The organism is Clostridium massiliamazoniense, assembly GCF_001403635.1.
Classification (GTDB): Bacteria; Bacillota; Clostridia; order Clostridiales; family Clostridiaceae; genus Sarcina; species Sarcina massiliamazoniense.
Genome location: NZ_LN879468.1, coordinates 1088819 through 1104928 on the forward strand (window position 1 = coordinate 1088819; position 16110 = coordinate 1104928).

A 16110-nucleotide genomic window follows, 5' to 3' on the forward strand; every position below is an offset into this window, starting at 1 on the left:
ATGTATCAAATTACAGATACATCCTCTCTTCCTTTTATCTAGCTATATAGCTATCTCGGCAGATGATAAAACTTCATGTAAACTAAAATTTAATTTATAGAGATAATTTAAATTTAAAAATTGATTCCATACTCTCTCATCTTTTTTATTTATAATACTATTCTCTTTATATTCAAAAGTAATTTCACCAAATTCCTTAAATTTTTCAATTAAAACATCTCGCACTGCTCTTCCTGTATCCTTAAAATCTATAGCTCCAGTAAAATCATAATTATCCCCTTTATAATACATAAAATCATTAGTTACCACAGTATAGTACTTATCCATTTCTATTTCTGTCCCATCTAATAATTTCATAGAAGAAATCCTATTACCATAGTCCTTAGTACTATCGTAATATACATTTAATCCGTAAAATTGAATCCCTCCTATATTTTCATTCATTATGCCATGCTCCATTATTCTTTTTAAATCTGTTCCTTTTAATTTCATAGTTACTAAATTATTATCAAAAGGCATAATATCCCACATATCTCCTACTGTTATAATTCCTTTATTTAAAGTTCTTCTCATTCCACCACTATTAATTAAACCTATTTGTGAACCTGATAATTCAACCATAGATTTTGTAATAAATTGCCCTAACATGGTAACACCATTAATAGTTCTTTTATGTGTCAAGTCCTTATCTATAAAAGCAACTTTTTCTTTTAATTTAGGGTTTAATTCTTTTTCATACTTATTAACTATATTCTTTATTTTTTTATCTTCTTTAAGATTATTAATCCTTTTATAAAGTTTATCATAGGAAGGCTTTATATCTAAATTTCCATCAGGTCTTATAATTATTTCAAGCTTACCTAAAGCTCTACCATTACTTCCTGCCTGTACTATAGGAATATCATTTACAACCCCTGCAATATAAGTGTGACTATGACCTCCCACTATTCCATCAATACCTGTAGCTTTTTTAGCTAAGTTCTCTAATTCTCCTGTTATGGTTCCATCTGCTCCTTGCCTTCCACCTAAGTGACTTAAAACAATAACTATATCCACAGCTTTTTCTGTTTTTAAGTACTTAGCCCACTCACTTGCTGCCACTGCTGGGTCTTTAAACTCTAAGTCTTTTATATTTTCAGTTTTTGTTTTATATATACTTTCAGGAGTAGTAATTCCAATGAACCCAACCTTAATCCCTTCAAATTCTTCAATAACATAGGGTTTAGCCCATTGTACTACTTCCTTTGTATTCTTATCTATTATGTTAGAACCAAGAAAATCTATAGATTCTGACCACTTTTTTATTTTATCTAATCCCCAATCAAATTCATGATTTCCTATAGCTGTATATTTCATTCCCATTTCCTTCAAAACCTCTGAAACAGGTTTTCCATATAATAAATTAGAAATTGCACTACCTTGATAAAGATCTCCACCACCCACTAATATAGTGTTTTTTTCTTCTTCTTTTATTCTTTTAACTTCTGCCCCTAACTTAGGAGCACCAATATTTATTCCAGATTCAATTATACTTCCATGTAAATCATTTATAGTTAATATGCTTATTTTTTTATACTGTTCACTTTCTTCATTAATATTTTTTAAAGTTTCTATAGTTACCCTTGAAGACTTTCTTGAACCTATAACTTTAGCTTCTTTTTCTAAAGATTCAAAAATTATTAAGTATAATGTAGGTGTAATTAAAATAAAAATTATAAAAAATATTAATAAATATACTATTATTTTTCTTTTAGTATTTCTATTCTTCATAAGTTTTCCTTCTCATAACTTTAAAATTTATCTGATAGCTAGATACTGTAATACTCCAATCTTCTATAAGCTGGAGATAAACAAATAACCTACCACTTTCCCTTTTAATATCCACCATATTTATACTTTTTATTCAGAAAATAAAAATTGTAGATGGAAATGTATTAAATAAACCCTTATCTTCATACATTAACATCTACAATTTTCACCTTCTAGAACCATAGCTACTAGCGGACTTCTTGTTATATATTTTATTAAATTATTATAAAATTCTTTTCCTTCATGTTCTTTATAATGCTCTTTTGCAAGCTTTTCACTAATTTTCTAAAGTTTTAAATTTGTTACTTTTAAATTATTTTCTTTATAAATTTTAGTTATATATCCTATTAAATTCCTTTCAACTACATCTGGTTTAATTAATACTAATATTTTCTCAATATTTATAAAATCTACCTACTTTAATTATATATTTTCCCAAAGCTCTTCTATACTCTCATGACTATCGAATATTGTCTCCATAATTTTATCTGCATCGTCTTCCTTCCAAGTCTCATATCTTTTCTTTCTTGATAGATATACTATTTTCTCTTCAGAAAATTCTTTTTCAATAGTCTCCTCTTCTGCTTTCTTCATATATTCATCTAAAGTATCTTTTATTTTATTTTTTACTTCTATAGTTTTGACACGCTCATTATTTTCATCTCTAAAATCAATAATCATTCTTTCCTCTTTATTTAGTACATTTAGAAAATCATTATGCCACTCATAACTATAGTTAAACCATAAATCATATGTTGTTTCAAAATCATTATTAAACTGAAATAAAATTAGTAATAAAAAACATTTTCCATCTCCAACTATAGAACTTTTCATTGCCACCAATTTATCTTCTCTTATGTCTTTTATCGTATCTTTATAATCTTTTATAAAAAATATTGGTAAAATTTCATCATTAACTTCTACTATTAAAGGTAACACAGTTCCAACTTCCCTTTTCTCTAAAAGATCATTTACTGTATAGTTATTCAAATTATCACTTCCTACTATCATTTGCTATCAAATAAATTATAACCTTTCGCAACACAAATTAAAACTTTTTGTAATAAAATAGTTATTTTTTATGGTTGTATTTTTTCTATTAATTCTTTCTTTCCATTATCAATTTTTAATATTACTGCTTCTTTAACAGCTGAATTATCTTCACCAAATTTTATATTTCCTGTTACACCTTTTACTTCTATATTCTTAAGAGCTTCTACTACATCAACCAAAAAAATGATTTATATGATAAGGTCCATTTTTAATTAATTGTCCATATGTAGGAGATTTCCCACTCAATGGACCAATAGCACCAATTTTAATTTAATTGCATTTTACCATATGAAGGATTATTATTTAATATTTTATTAATATATTCATAATTTTATTATTTATTTATTAAAATTTAAATTCCTTTTTATTAATTTATAAAAACACTAAAATAAACAAATCCCAAAATAAATACTAAAAAGTATTTATTTTAGGAATTATAATCTAAAATATTATCTTTTAACTTATTAATTTAACTCATAAATCTCTTTTGTTTTAAATACTGTTGAACCTCTTCATCAGTTTTAAGATCTGCTAGATTATAATTTAACATATAGCCTTTTAAATTGTTATACAATTCTACATCTAAATATGTTAAAGTTATTTTACTGTTGTGGTCTGTGTTGAATGATATATTTTGGTTATATTCTCTTATATCTCCTATAATATTAAATTCGATTTCATCACCATCTAAATGTAATTTGATAATGTTTTCATCTTCATTATAATTAAAACCATAACAAATGTCATTATTACCTTTACCATTAATTTCATCTAATTTAGTATAAAAGTAAACTTTTTCATTAATATTTTTCACAATACCCCTCCTAGCTTTCTTCTATTTATTTCTAATTATACCATATTTTATATTTATTTTTAATAGTAAATATATTATTTTTTAAGTATTTTCTTTCTCCCTTTCTCCTTCTTAAATATTTTTTTAACTTTTATTTCATTTATTGTATGTATTTACTACAAATGTTATACTAAAGTGAAATCAATTGACTAGGAGTTGAAAAAATGAAAAACAAAAATAAAATAAAATTATGCACTATTTTATTTTTTATAATTACCTGCAATTTATGCTTTATTACTATAAGCGCTTATAGTACTGAGAGTAACTCTTCTAATTTAAAGACAACCAATGAAGATCCTCTGCTCCCTAATATAATAGGGAAAACAGCTCTAACTCTAGATTTATCAAGCGGCGATATTATTTATTCTAAAAATGCTGATAAAAAAGTTTATCCCGCTAGCATAACTAAACTAATGACAGCCCTTTTATTTGCCGAAAATGCAAAACCTACCGATATTATTCCAGTTACTGAAAGTTCAAAAGCTCAACCACCATCATCATTAGATAAAAACTTCGGTCCAGTTGAAATTGGAGACAGTTTAAGTGGCGAAGAAGTAATGGATGCTCTTCTTCTCTATTCCGCAAATGATAGTGCCTATATGATAGCTGATTTTGTTTCTAAAAATAGCGAAGAATTTATTGCATTAATGAATGAAAAAGCAAAAGCTCTTGGTATGAACAATACTAAATTTGTAACTGCCAATGGACTTCATGATGAGAACCATTATACAACTCCATTTGATTTAGCCTTGCTTGGTAAAGCAGCCTATGCTAATCCATGGATTAAACGTACTTTAGCTAAAAAGAATTCTACAGTTGAATTTGACAAAAGTAAAAAAAGAATTATAATATATACAACTAATAAAGACTTAGGCAAAGATGGAAACGTCGCTGCTAAGACAGGTTTTACTTCTGAGGCTGGTAGATGCTTACTATCTATTTATGAAAGAGAAGGCAGAAAAATTCTTGGTGTTGTTCTAGATTCTGAACATGGTGTTGATGATACTATAGTGTTCAATGATATGAAAACAATAATAGACTATAGTTTTTCTGCAAAAAAAGAAATATTCAAAAAGTCTAGTGAAGTTTTAGAAAAGGTAAACTTGAAATATAAAGCCTTTGGTTTCTTTGGCAAAGAAAAATCAGTTACTATTCCTATAGTTTTAGAAGAGGACATAAATTATTATAACAATTCATATAATAATAAATTAAGTGAAATTAAAGTAGATTTAACAGATAAAACTCCTTGGAAGCTTGCAACTTCTAAAGATCTAAAAGCTAAATTTAAAGACAGTTATAATAACACTGAATATTTAATTCAAGCTGATATATCGTTATTTACCTTAATAGGTCAAAATTTCTTATACTATTTAATAACTATAGGTGGAACTATATTACTAGTTCTTTTAATAATATTTACTATAAATCGTATAAACAAAGCCAAAAGACGTAGTGCTTTATTTAACAGAAGAAAAACTATCTTTAAATAATTTATATTAGGAGGAATTTCAATGAATTCAAAGGTATTAGTTCCTAAAAACTATTCATCTAATTTATCACTAAAAGAAACTGCTATAGCAATAAAAAAAATCAAGGACTTTTTTGAAAATAAATTGGCTACAGAGCTAAATCTAACTAGAGTTTCTGCTCCCCTTTTTGTAAAAAGCTCAACTGGTTTAAATGATAATTTAAATGGAGTTGAAAGACCTGTTTCTTTTGACATGAAAGCATTAAAAGATAGTAAAATAGAAATTATTCATTCTCTTGCAAAATGGAAACGTAATGCTTTAAAAGAATATAAATTCAATGTTGGTGAAGGTTTATATACAGATATGAATGCTATAAGACGAGATGAAGATCTTGATAATATCCATTCTATTTACGTTGACCAATGGGATTGGGAAAAAATAATTTTAGAATCTGAAAGAACTAGTGACACCCTTGAATCTATTGTTAAAATTATTTTCTCTGTATTTAAAGAAACTGAAAATTATATTACTTCCATCTACCCTATCATAGAAAAAAAATTACCTGAAGAAATTTTCTTTATTACAGCTGAGGAATTATATCAAAAATATCCTAATCTTTCAGCTAAAGAAAGAGAACATGCTATATGTAAAGAAAAAAAAGCTGTATTTATAAAATCCATAGGTAACTTATTAAGTTCTGGTGATAAACATGATGGCAGAAGCCCAGACTATGATGATTGGAATTTAAATGGTGACTTATTATTTTATTACCCACTTTTAGATCAAGGTTTAGAATTATCTTCTATGGGGATAAGGGTAGATAGTACAAGCTTATTATATCAATTAAAAGAAGCTAATTGTTTAGATAGAAAAAATCTACCATTCCACAAAGACTTATTAGAAGGAAAGCTTCCATATACCATAGGTGGTGGTATAGGACAATCAAGAATTTGTATGTTCTTCCTTAATAAAGCTCATATAGGTGAAGTTCAAAGCTCAATTTGGGATGATGAAACAGTTGAAATTTGTAAAGAAAATCACATAAAACTTCTATAAACTAAGATTTAATTCAACTAGAATTTTAACTCTAGTTGAATTTTAGCCGAAATTATCTAGGGATGTGTATCTGTTTATTCTCATGTTTTAGAAAAATAGAATGTTAAAGACACTATTCATCAGATAAACTGGAATTTAAATTAAAATAATAATCTAATGAATTTGTTTACATTAGGTTATTATTTTTTTTATTACTTCGTAACATTATGTTACGAACAAAAACAAGAGTATCAATAATTAATTTAAAGCATTAAAGATATATATTGACCATATACTTGAATACACTCTATATTGCTTCCTTATAGAGTTACTAAGGGTTAAACCAAGCTATACAATTTACATTAATCATAATAAAATATAGTAGCAGTGACTAAAACTTTATAATCTAATGGAGTGATACATATGAAACTTTTACGAGAAATGTTAATTATCTTGGCAATTTACTTTGTAAGTGAATTTATTTCAAAATCCTTACATCTACCTATACCAGGCAATATATTAGGTATGCTTATACTATTATTCTTATTATGTACTAAAGTTGTCAAAGTAGAAATGATTGATAAAGTATCAACTTTTTTACTTGATCACTTAGCCTTTTTCTTTATACCTGCTGGTGTTGGAATAATAACAGCTTATAATGTATTAAAAGGAAATACTATAAAATTACTTATAGTAGCTATAGTTTCTACATTCATCATAATGGCAATAAGTGGTGTTGTAGTTCAATTGGTAATTAATTTAAATGAAAAAAAAGAACTAAAGAAAAAGGAGCTTAATAAAAATGAGTAGTTTTAGTGAGATAATTAGACAACCACTTTTTAGTATGTTAGCTTGCATACTAGCTTTTGAAATAGGCATATTCATCAATAAAAAAACAAGAATAGCATTATTCAATCCCTTATTAATCGCAATAGTATTAGTCATTGGATTCTTACTTGCATTTAATATAAAATACGAACAATTTAATAAGGGTGCACAATTTATAAATGACATGCTTCAACCTGCAACAGTAGCTTTAGCTGTTCCTCTTTACAAACAAATAAAGTTACTAAAAAAATATGCTATACCTATATTTAGTGGTATGGTAGTAGCAAGTGTAGTTGGGATAATATTTATATTCTTCTCTAGCTATGCCCTAGGATTAAACACTGATTTAATAAAATCACTTATGGCTAAGTCAATAACAACACCTATAGGAGTTCAAGTTACTCAAACTCTTGGAGGAATTGTTCCTATAACAGTTGTTGCAATTATTATAACAGGTATAACTGGAGCAATTATTTCGACATTTACATTTAAAATATTTAAAATTAAAAATGATATAGCTAAAGGTGTTGCCTACGGAACCTCTTGTCACGCAATGGGTACAAGTAAGGCCTTAGAAACTAATGAAATTCAAGGTGGTATAAGTTCCCTTTCAATGGGATTAAACGGATTACTGGTAGTATTTATAGCACCATCTATGTATCATATATTAGCTTCAATGATTCACCTTCACTAATTAATAATAAATAAAACATATTTACTAGGTTTTTACTGGTAAATATGTTTTTTTATTTTACTTTAAAGAAAATTACATATACTAAGTATTGAAATAATTATGTTATTTTAAAATTAAAATAAATACTTAATTCTTAGCTTGAGGAGGTCCTGCTATGTTTAAACTGAAAAAAACTGCTTTTCTTTTAACACTGTTTTTAATACTCATACCTAGTAAACTTGCCTTTTCTAAAGGTTTTAACCTTCCTGAAAAATTGTTTACTAAAACTTATTATGAAAATAGCTCCTTTCAGACTCAGGAAAACAATATGAATCTAATAATAAACAATATTACTAGTAACAGAAAAAATATTTTAATAGACAGTTATTTTCTTAATAATTCAAAAAATAAAATAAAAACCATCACTAACTTTAACCTTATAATAAAGGATGAAAACAATAATATTATCTTAGATGCTCTCTTTCCAGAGATTCCTTTAGAAGAAGGCTTAGCATTACTTCAAGGAAAAAAGGTCTTACTTTCCTTACCAAAGGATAAAAACGTTCCTATTTCTAAGATAAAAAACTTAAGTAATATCTATTATGAATTTACATATAACTATACCCTAAATTAAAAACATAGAGGATGTATCAAATTATAGATATATTCTCTATGCCTTTTATCTGGCTATATATGTTCATCATTTGTGACCACTCACTTACGTAAAAAAGCTCTAGCTATTAGATAAAATTCAGATAAGAATAAACCTTATCTAAATTTCATGTATTTATTAAAAATGTTCTCCATTTTCATAATAACATTCTTCTTTAAGCTTTATAAAAAATACCTCTAAATATTCTCTATTACCTTTAAAAAGTTCTGTTATTATTTTAGCAACTTCATCTTGAACTTTTTGTCCTCTATAAAACCAAGCTATTTCAATAATACTTGGTTGCTCTACATATTCTCCATCAAATACATATTTACTATCAATAACTTCAAGAGTGAAATAATCTCTTGGACATTCAATGCATTCCGCAAGCTTGTCTACTAATAACTTACTTTTATTAATTACTTCTTCCTTTGAAATACCTCTAAATTTTAACATCGGCATACTAATCATCTCTTTTCTCTTAAAATCTACTTTACATAACTTTACTTTACCATAAAATTCTTCTAAAAATCTACATAATTTGAGATTTAATTTAATAAAAAAATTGGGAAGAGATTTAATTTTATCTCTTCCCAATTTTCATTTAATTATTTATTATTTTTTTCTTCTAAAGAAGAATGCTCCGCCTAACATTGCCATTATACCTGCAAGTACTCCAGCTTGTTCTGCTGTATTTTCAACACCTTGTGTACTTAATCCTGTATGAGGTAATACAGTTTGTGCTGTACTATTATCTTCATTAGGTCCGTTCACTAAATTATTATCAGTATAAGTTGAACCTGCTGAACTACTTACACTTGAACTATTAAATGGTGTTGTGTCATTTCCATTTGAAGTTGTTGTATTATTAGATACTACTCCATTTGAGCTTGTACTATTTGATACTGTTGGTGTGATTCCATTTGAACCTGTAGTATTTACTACAACATGTGGAGTTACAGTATTTCCATTATTTCCACCACTTACAACATTAGGTACTGTATTTGATGCAGTTCCTGTTGAATGAGCTTCTCTTCCACCTGTTACTTCAGTATGAGTTGAAGTTGATGTCTTAGTTGATCCACCATTATTTGTATCTTTGTTACCACTTGGAGTATTATTACCTTTGTTTGGTTTTGAAGGTGTATTATCTCCATTATCATGACTTGGTATTGTGTTTCCACCCTTGCTTGGAGTGTTATCTCCTTTATTTGAAGTATTTCCTTTATCCCCACTTTGTGATGGTGTTGTATTTCCTCCATTATGATTTACATTTCCACTTGGAGTATTGTCACCTTTATTTTGAGTATTGTCACCTTTATTTTGAGTATTATCACCTTTGTTTGGTTTTGAAGGTGTATTATCTCCATTATCATGACTTGGTGTTGTGTTTCCACCCTTGCTTGGAGTATTGTCTCCTTTATTTTGAGTATTATCACCTTTGTTTGGTTTTAAAGGTGTATTATCTCCACTATCATGAGTTGGTGTTGTGTTTCCACCCTTACTTGGAGTGTTATCTCCTTTATTTGAAGTATTTCCTTTATCCCCACTTTGTGATGGTGTTGTATTTCCTCCATTATGATTTACATTTCCACTTGGAGTATTGTCACCTTTATTTGGTTTTGAAGGTGTATTATCTCCACTATCATGAGTTGGTGTTGTGTTTCCACCCTTACTTGGAGTGTTATCTCCTTTATTTGGAGTATTTCCTTTATCCCCACTTTGTGATGGTGTTGTATTTCCTCCATTATGATTTACATTTCCACTTGGAGTATTGTCTCCTTTATTTTGAGTATTATCACCTTTGTTTGGTTTTGAAGGTGTATTATCTCCACTATCATGACTTGGTGTTGTGTTTCCACCCTTGCTTGGAGTATTGTCTCCTTTATTTGAAGTATTTCCTTTATCCCCACTTTGTGATGGTGTTGTATTTCCTCCATTATGATTTACATTTCCACTTGTTGATGGTGTAATTCTTTCATATTTATATATAACCTGAGTACCATCAGTTGTAAACTTTCCATGATAATCTGAATTTCCTTCTACTGGAATTTCTTTACCATTAACAATAATATTAGTTAATTTAAGATTTTTATTATGTGGTAAATTATAACTAGCTGTATCTCCATCTGTACCTGTTAAAGTCTCACTCTTTATTGATTTACCATTTATTTCTACAGTATAAGTTAATTTTCCTTTATGACTTATAACGTGATAGATATACACTTGACTTCCTTGTGAGAATGTTTTTGGTAATCCACTTACTGGTGTAACTTGACCTTTTGTTATACCATTGAAAGTATCTCCTGCTGGTATAGTAGGAACCATATCTGGTGTATTGCTTCCTACAACTCCTGTATATGTCTTCTCTGTACCTGGTATTACATTACCTTGTTGATTTTCAATATAAACTGTTATAGTTCCTTTTTCTGTAGTACTAGGTCTTGTATCTTTTGCTATAACATATTTAACTATTTCTGTCTTTGGTGAATTAATACTACTTGGTAAATTGTGTATCAAATCTTTTTCCTCCTGTGATGTCAATTCTTTTCCGTCAATTTCCACTTTTACTATGTGATAACCTTTTGGTGGTGTATATGGTTTAATAGTAACTTTACTTCCTATATCACCACTTGCAATTGTAGTAGGTTTCTCTATAACTGTACCATCTGTTGTAACAACTGTTTGTTGTATATCTCCTGTTGGTATTTTAGTTACATGATATATTATTGTTGTATTTTTATTACCATAAACTTTTGGTAAATCTTTTTCTGAAGTAACATGTCCATTTACTGTTATATTTGTAACATGATAACCTTCTGGTATTGTTGGTGTATTACCTGTTATATTACTTCCTACATCCCCTGTTGTTGTATGGTTTGAGAATGTTTGAGTTCCATCTGTAACTTGAACATTAACTGTTGATGTATTAGGTGATACTACGTAGGTAATTTGCCCTTCCTTTCCTGTTGGTATTGTATCTGGTAATATACATATTACTTTACCTCCAGTTACTGATGATATAACCTTTCCATTGTATAAAACTTTATCTAAATGGTATCCCTCTGGAATTTCTGTTTTATCACAAGTAACATCGCTTCCTTCTGGTCCTTTAGCAACAATAGTATTATTTACTAGCACTTTACCAGACTCTGTAACAACATCTGCTTGTATATCATTATTTTTATTTTGAGTTATATTGTAAACTATTGTTTGATTACTATTTCCATAAGTAGCTGGAACTTTACTTACAGTCTTACCATCAACTGTTATACTTTCTACATGATAACCCTTAGGGATATTTAGATTTGTTATCTCAACCTTATCTCCAGGCATTCCTGATTTAGTTGTAGTTGTTGAAATTGCTTTATCTCCTTCAACTACTTTTATTGTATCCTGTACAGGCTCATGTTCAACTGTTATAACAATATGATTATCTACTTCGTTGTTCTTATCAATATTATTAGTAACTTCGTATTTATTATCTTTACTTGGAGTTACTTCTGTATTATTAACTGTAACTTTAACTACTTTATATCCTTGAGGAATATTAGGTATAACTACATCTTCTTTTTCTCCAGGTACTCCACTACCTATTTCCTTTGAAGGTATTAATATATCTCCTTTAGTTGTTTGTACTGTAACATATGTTTTATCCTTTATATTAGGGTAAATATTATATATTATTGTTTGATCACTATCTCCAAATGTATTAGGTAACTTAACAGTATTACCTTTATTTACATTATTAACTGTTATATTTTCTACGTGATATCCCTCTGGTATAGTAGGTGTTTTAAGATTAGTTTTTTCTCCTGTAACACCTGAAACTGTTTGTGTGCTTATTACCTTATCACCACTTGATGTATGCTCTACTACCTCAACTTTATCGTTGATTATTTTTCCTATAGTATAAATTATATTCTGATCACTATCTCCAAAAATACTTGGAACTCCATTAACACTTTCACCTTTACTATTTGTTATACTAATAATCTTATAACCATTTGGTATTATTGGAACTTTTAATCCTGTATTCTTTCCTGTAATACCTGTAGCTGTCTCTGTCTCACCTATTTGTTTTCCAGTTGAATCCACCACCTTAACTGTATCTGTATATGTAGGAATCTTTCCTATTGTATAAACAATTGTTTGATTATCTTTTGATTGTGTTGTTGGTACTTCACTTTGTGGAACCGCTTTTCCATTAACTGTAACTTTTGTTACTTGATATCCTTCTGGTAATTTAGGTAATCCTGTATTTACCTTTGAACCAATATCATTTGTTGTTATCACTGATGGTACAACTGGTTTTCCATTACTATAATTTTCTGTAACTGTTGTAGTTGCCTTTGAAACTACTGATGTAACAGATTTTATTTTCTTTATGTTAAATACAACTTCTGTTAATCCTGTATTATCCATTATTCCTGTATTTTCAAACCAACTTAAATCTCTAACTTTCCCATTAACTGTTATATTCACTAATTGATAGCCTAACTTAGCCAATGCTTCTTTATCCTGTGATAATGTTACCTCATTCATCAATTTAGTTGGTGTATTATCATAGTTTTCATCTATATCTGGACCATTTCCTATAAGATCTTTTAATGTAACTGTTTTACCATCTACAGTTATAGTTTTATTTAAGTCATCTTGAGTTAATGTTCCTCCATCAACTTCCTTAACAGTTGAAATCCAACTATTTGAAAGATTTGTTCCTGGTGGTGTTATATTAACTATATTACTAGTTGAACCAATATTATCTGTTGCATCATAATATTTATATGCTGAGTTAACAACTTCTGGTAGACCATCTGTATTTGGACCTTGCTTTAATTTAACATTATAGGTCATGTTAAATTCTCCTCTAGATTGAACAGTAGGTGTTGTAAAATATCCTATTACATTACTTAAATTCATTCCAGGTGTATATTTAACCCAGCCACTACCTGGACTTTCTACATATTTTAATGCATCTTTTAAATCATTGCCATTAGGACTTGTAAGTATCTTTTCATTTTCAGCATTCATTGCTGATTTAGGCAATATCCAAGTTGGTGCTCCTCCTGTATTTAATGTTTGAAGTTCAGTACTTAATCCTCCAGTACTCGGCTCTCCATCATTTCCAGGTAAATTATTAGAACCTGTTGTTGGAATTTCTCCTGCTATATAATAAGTCTTAGTCATCTCATTATTATTTACAACAATATCTTGTAACTTAACACTTCCACCTGGTAAAGTTGTAGCATTATGAATACAATCATTTGATATTGTTTTTGATACAACTATCTTTGTATTATAACTATTTATAGTAGGCATACCACCTTCTTGTACTGGTACTGTAGTATTATTATACTGATATTCCATACCATCACTCTTATTTGCCCCACTTAATGAAGCTCCTAAGTTTATATTATTTATATCTGATGGGTTTGTATATTGTGCCTCATATGTTATATCTGGTGCTGAACTTAATGACTGTGCTTCAGCTTTTGTTATATGGAATATAATCTTATTTCCTTCAACTTTATAATTATTTGGACCTAATTTTACTGAACCAAAAAATATTGGAGTTTTATCGATTAATTTAAATGAGTGCCCCATATCAACTGTTATAGTTGTGTTATTAAGCATTAATGAAGGTCCCGTACCATATCCTTGTATATTAACTGAAAATTCATGAGGTTTTAAGAACCATGAATATTGTGTTGTAGTTACTGTACTTGCTGTAGAAGCACCTATATTGTCTACAGTTACACCTATTTCAGCTTCGCCACTATTAGTAGCTGCTGACAATCCATGTGAATAATCTCCATATCTTTCATCTGTTATCTGGCTGATATGATTATTTGCTACATCTTCATCTGTATATGAATTTGGAGGAGTTAAAATAAATCCTTTTAATTTACCATTATTATCTATCACTCCATCACTTAGCAATTGTCCATTCTTTAATGCATCGCTCATCTTTTTTTGGTCTGACTCTGAATAACTTCCTGTTAAATCACCAAATGTTATTGTTCTTGATATAACTGGCGTTCCACTACCTTTTAATGGTGCTGTTATATAACTTGAACCATCACTAAAATTAGAACCATCATATCCTTTTTCAACATAAGTAAAGTTTAATGATGGTACTGTCTTACCTTCATTCATTAAAGTTTGTAATTCTGAAGCTGTATATTTAACACCTATACCATTCATATTACCTGCTACTATATCTTCCATTATCTGTGCTTTCTGAGCTGGTGTACCACTTTTTAATATATTAACTGCATTATCATCTAAATGACAATAAACTTGTCCATTATTAATTAAATTTACTCCTTGTGGTGCATTAGCATCTTTTACTACTATTTGTCCATTTGTAATTAATGATCCTGTATATACATTATATTTACCCGGAACACCTGTAGTCATTGTTGATCCAAAGCTTACTAAATTATCATTATATCCCATATCATTTGATTGAGTTGAATATGATGTTTGTGATGTTTGTGTCATTGAAAAATGTTCACCAAAATTACGTTGCTTTAATATAACTTGTCCACCATAGTAATTCATTTTTGTAGCTTCAGAAGAATTAATATTGCTTGATGAACTTTCTAGTTCTTCTTTTACTGGTGTTACTGTTATAGGAACTCTTAATTGGTTATCTGTATTTGTTGTAATTTTAAATAAATTTTTACTTGTATTTAATAAATTAGCTGATACAGTATATGTTCCATTAGAATTCTTAATTAATCCAGGTATATTTAATGGTGTTATTGTTATTTCCTTAGGATCTGGATTATTTATATTAAATGTTACTGTTTTAACATTTTGATTTTTTGGGCTATAAACTCCTGGAGAATAAGGTGTTACTTGATTATTTATATTAATACTCATATAATGAGTATTTTTATCACTACTATCTGGTACTAAACTAGGAGTCGCAATTACATTATCTGTATACTGCATGGTTTCCTTTATAGGATTTACCTTAATTGGAACTTGAATAGTTTTGCCACTTGGCGTAGTTAAATTTAAAGTTATATTTGGAAGTACCTTTGCATTCCAATCAGCTTCATTTAATTGGAATGATGCAGTTATAACAAAGGTTGATGTACTATTTAAGTTCTTTAATTTCCCTAATTGTACTTGTATTGATTGTTGCAATTGGGCTAAAGCAGCCTTTTCCTGTGGAGTTTCATTTTTAATTCCCATATATGATACTATAGGATTAGCTGATAATGATGCACTGCTTACAGGATATAATTGTCCAGTTCTACTTCTTAAAGATACTGATATTTGGTAGTTAACTATAGTTCCACTTGTTGCTATATCCCCTGTTGATGGTACATTATTTTCTGGTTGATAACTTGTATTATCAGTATTTGATCCTGTTGATATTTTAGACATTTTTACATTTGTTACATCTATCTGTAAATCCTTTGAATAATCTATTGATGAACCATTTGAAATAGAATTTGTACCTGTATTAATAGCTGTAAAATTAGCAGTATGAGTTATATTTGGTAAAGTCTTTCCCCCTGTAATTTTGTTTATAAAATCAGGATTTGACTTATTTTCTAACATTACATTATTTTGTGTTTTTACTGTATGTTGTGTCATTAATGTCACTGTACCTACCATAGCCGACATTGCTAATATGGTCTGAATTTTCTTTTTCACCATTTTGTTCATTCTCCTTATATTTATTCTTTTGCTTTATAAATGAATTCTAATTCACTTA

The 16110-nt window shown here is 28.5% G+C and carries 11 protein-coding genes and 1 pseudogene; 5 read left to right on the forward strand and 7 right to left on the reverse strand.

The features are described from left to right. Positions 1-42: 42 nt before the first annotated feature. From ARA19_RS12065 to ARA19_RS12075, 5 genes and pseudogenes are all read right to left on the reverse strand, one after another. Positions 43-1770, reverse strand: coding sequence for a 5'-nucleotidase C-terminal domain-containing protein (locus tag ARA19_RS12065; protein WP_055071216.1), 1728 nt, complete (start codon positions 1768-1770; stop codon positions 43-45). A 189-nt stretch (positions 1771-1959) separates the two neighbouring features. Then, positions 1960-2214, reverse strand: a pseudogene (locus tag ARA19_RS17205) (nucleoside-diphosphate kinase). Between the two features lie 18 nt (positions 2215-2232). Next, the gene (locus tag ARA19_RS12070; protein WP_207643341.1) at positions 2233-2820 is read right to left on the reverse strand and encodes a hypothetical protein; all 588 of its coding nucleotides are present in this window, start codon (positions 2818-2820) and stop codon (positions 2233-2235) included. Positions 2821-2888: 68 nt separating this feature from the next. Continuing rightward, entirely contained in the window at positions 2889-3041 is a 153-nt protein-coding gene (locus tag ARA19_RS17645) for a hypothetical protein (RefSeq protein WP_157452254.1), read from the reverse strand. Between the two features lie 290 nt (positions 3042-3331). Then, a complete protein-coding gene (locus ARA19_RS12075) occupies positions 3332-3676 on the reverse strand; it encodes a hypothetical protein (RefSeq protein ID WP_055071218.1) in 345 nt (114 codons plus the stop codon). Positions 3677-3879: 203 nt separating this feature from the next. On the opposite strand from ARA19_RS12075, the gene ARA19_RS12080 reads away from it, so the two are divergent. The 5 genes from ARA19_RS12080 to ARA19_RS12100 all read left to right on the forward strand — a co-directional run bounded on the left by ARA19_RS12080 (position 3880) and on the right by ARA19_RS12100 (position 8354). After that, entirely contained in the window at positions 3880-5205 is a 1326-nt protein-coding gene (locus ARA19_RS12080; protein ID WP_055071219.1) for a D-alanyl-D-alanine carboxypeptidase family protein, read from the forward strand. Positions 5206-5226: 21 nt separating this feature from the next. Next, complete coding sequence (asnA, locus tag ARA19_RS12085) at positions 5227-6240, forward strand: aspartate--ammonia ligase (protein WP_055071220.1); 1014 nt, start codon at positions 5227-5229, stop codon at positions 6238-6240. 402 nt (positions 6241-6642) lie between these two features. Continuing rightward, positions 6643-7029 carry a CidA/LrgA family protein gene (locus tag ARA19_RS12090; protein WP_055071221.1) on the forward strand — a complete coding sequence of 129 codons (387 nt, stop codon included), beginning with the start codon at positions 6643-6645 and terminating at the stop codon, positions 7027-7029. Continuing rightward, entirely contained in the window at positions 7022-7741 is a 720-nt protein-coding gene (locus tag ARA19_RS12095) for an LrgB family protein (protein WP_055071222.1), read from the forward strand. Before ARA19_RS12090 ends, ARA19_RS12095 begins: the two co-directional genes overlap by 8 nt. Positions 7742-7895: 154 nt before the next feature. Next, positions 7896-8354 carry a hypothetical protein gene (locus ARA19_RS12100; RefSeq protein ID WP_055071223.1) on the forward strand — a complete coding sequence of 153 codons (459 nt, stop codon included), beginning with the start codon at positions 7896-7898 and terminating at the stop codon, positions 8352-8354. A gap of 156 nt (positions 8355-8510) precedes the next feature. Here the strand turns inward: ARA19_RS12100 and ARA19_RS12105 are convergent, their stop codons facing one another. Both ARA19_RS12105 and ARA19_RS12110 read right to left on the reverse strand, forming a co-directional pair. Continuing rightward, a complete protein-coding gene (locus ARA19_RS12105) occupies positions 8511-8828 on the reverse strand; it encodes a DUF1904 family protein (protein WP_242862428.1) in 318 nt (105 codons plus the stop codon). 159 nt (positions 8829-8987) lie between these two features. Beyond that, on the reverse strand, positions 8988-16052 hold the full coding sequence (locus tag ARA19_RS12110; protein ID WP_055071225.1) for a hypothetical protein: 7065 nt from the start codon (positions 16050-16052) through the stop codon (positions 8988-8990). Positions 16053-16110 lie beyond the last annotated feature (58 nt).

Coding starts and splice junctions, on each gene's coding strand:
- ARA19_RS12070 (WP_207643341.1), bottom strand. CDS start 2,820: ATGATAGTAGGAAGTGATAATTTGAATAACTATACAGTAAATGATCTT.
- ARA19_RS12095 (WP_055071222.1), top strand. CDS start 7,022: ATGAGTAGTTTTAGTGAGATAATTAGACAACCACTTTTTAGTATGTTA.
- ARA19_RS12110 (WP_055071225.1), bottom strand. CDS start 16,052: ATGGTGAAAAAGAAAATTCAGACCATATTAGCAATGTCGGCTATGGTA.
- asnA (WP_055071220.1), top strand. CDS start 5,227: ATGAATTCAAAGGTATTAGTTCCTAAAAACTATTCATCTAATTTATCA.
- ARA19_RS12065 (WP_055071216.1), bottom strand. CDS start 1,770: ATGAAGAATAGAAATACTAAAAGAAAAATAATAGTATATTTATTAATA.
- ARA19_RS12105 (WP_242862428.1), bottom strand. CDS start 8,828: ATGTTAAAATTTAGAGGTATTTCAAAGGAAGAAGTAATTAATAAAAGT.
- ARA19_RS12090 (WP_055071221.1), top strand. CDS start 6,643: ATGAAACTTTTACGAGAAATGTTAATTATCTTGGCAATTTACTTTGTA.
- ARA19_RS12080 (WP_055071219.1), top strand. CDS start 3,880: ATGAAAAACAAAAATAAAATAAAATTATGCACTATTTTATTTTTTATA.
- ARA19_RS12100 (WP_055071223.1), top strand. CDS start 7,896: ATGTTTAAACTGAAAAAAACTGCTTTTCTTTTAACACTGTTTTTAATA.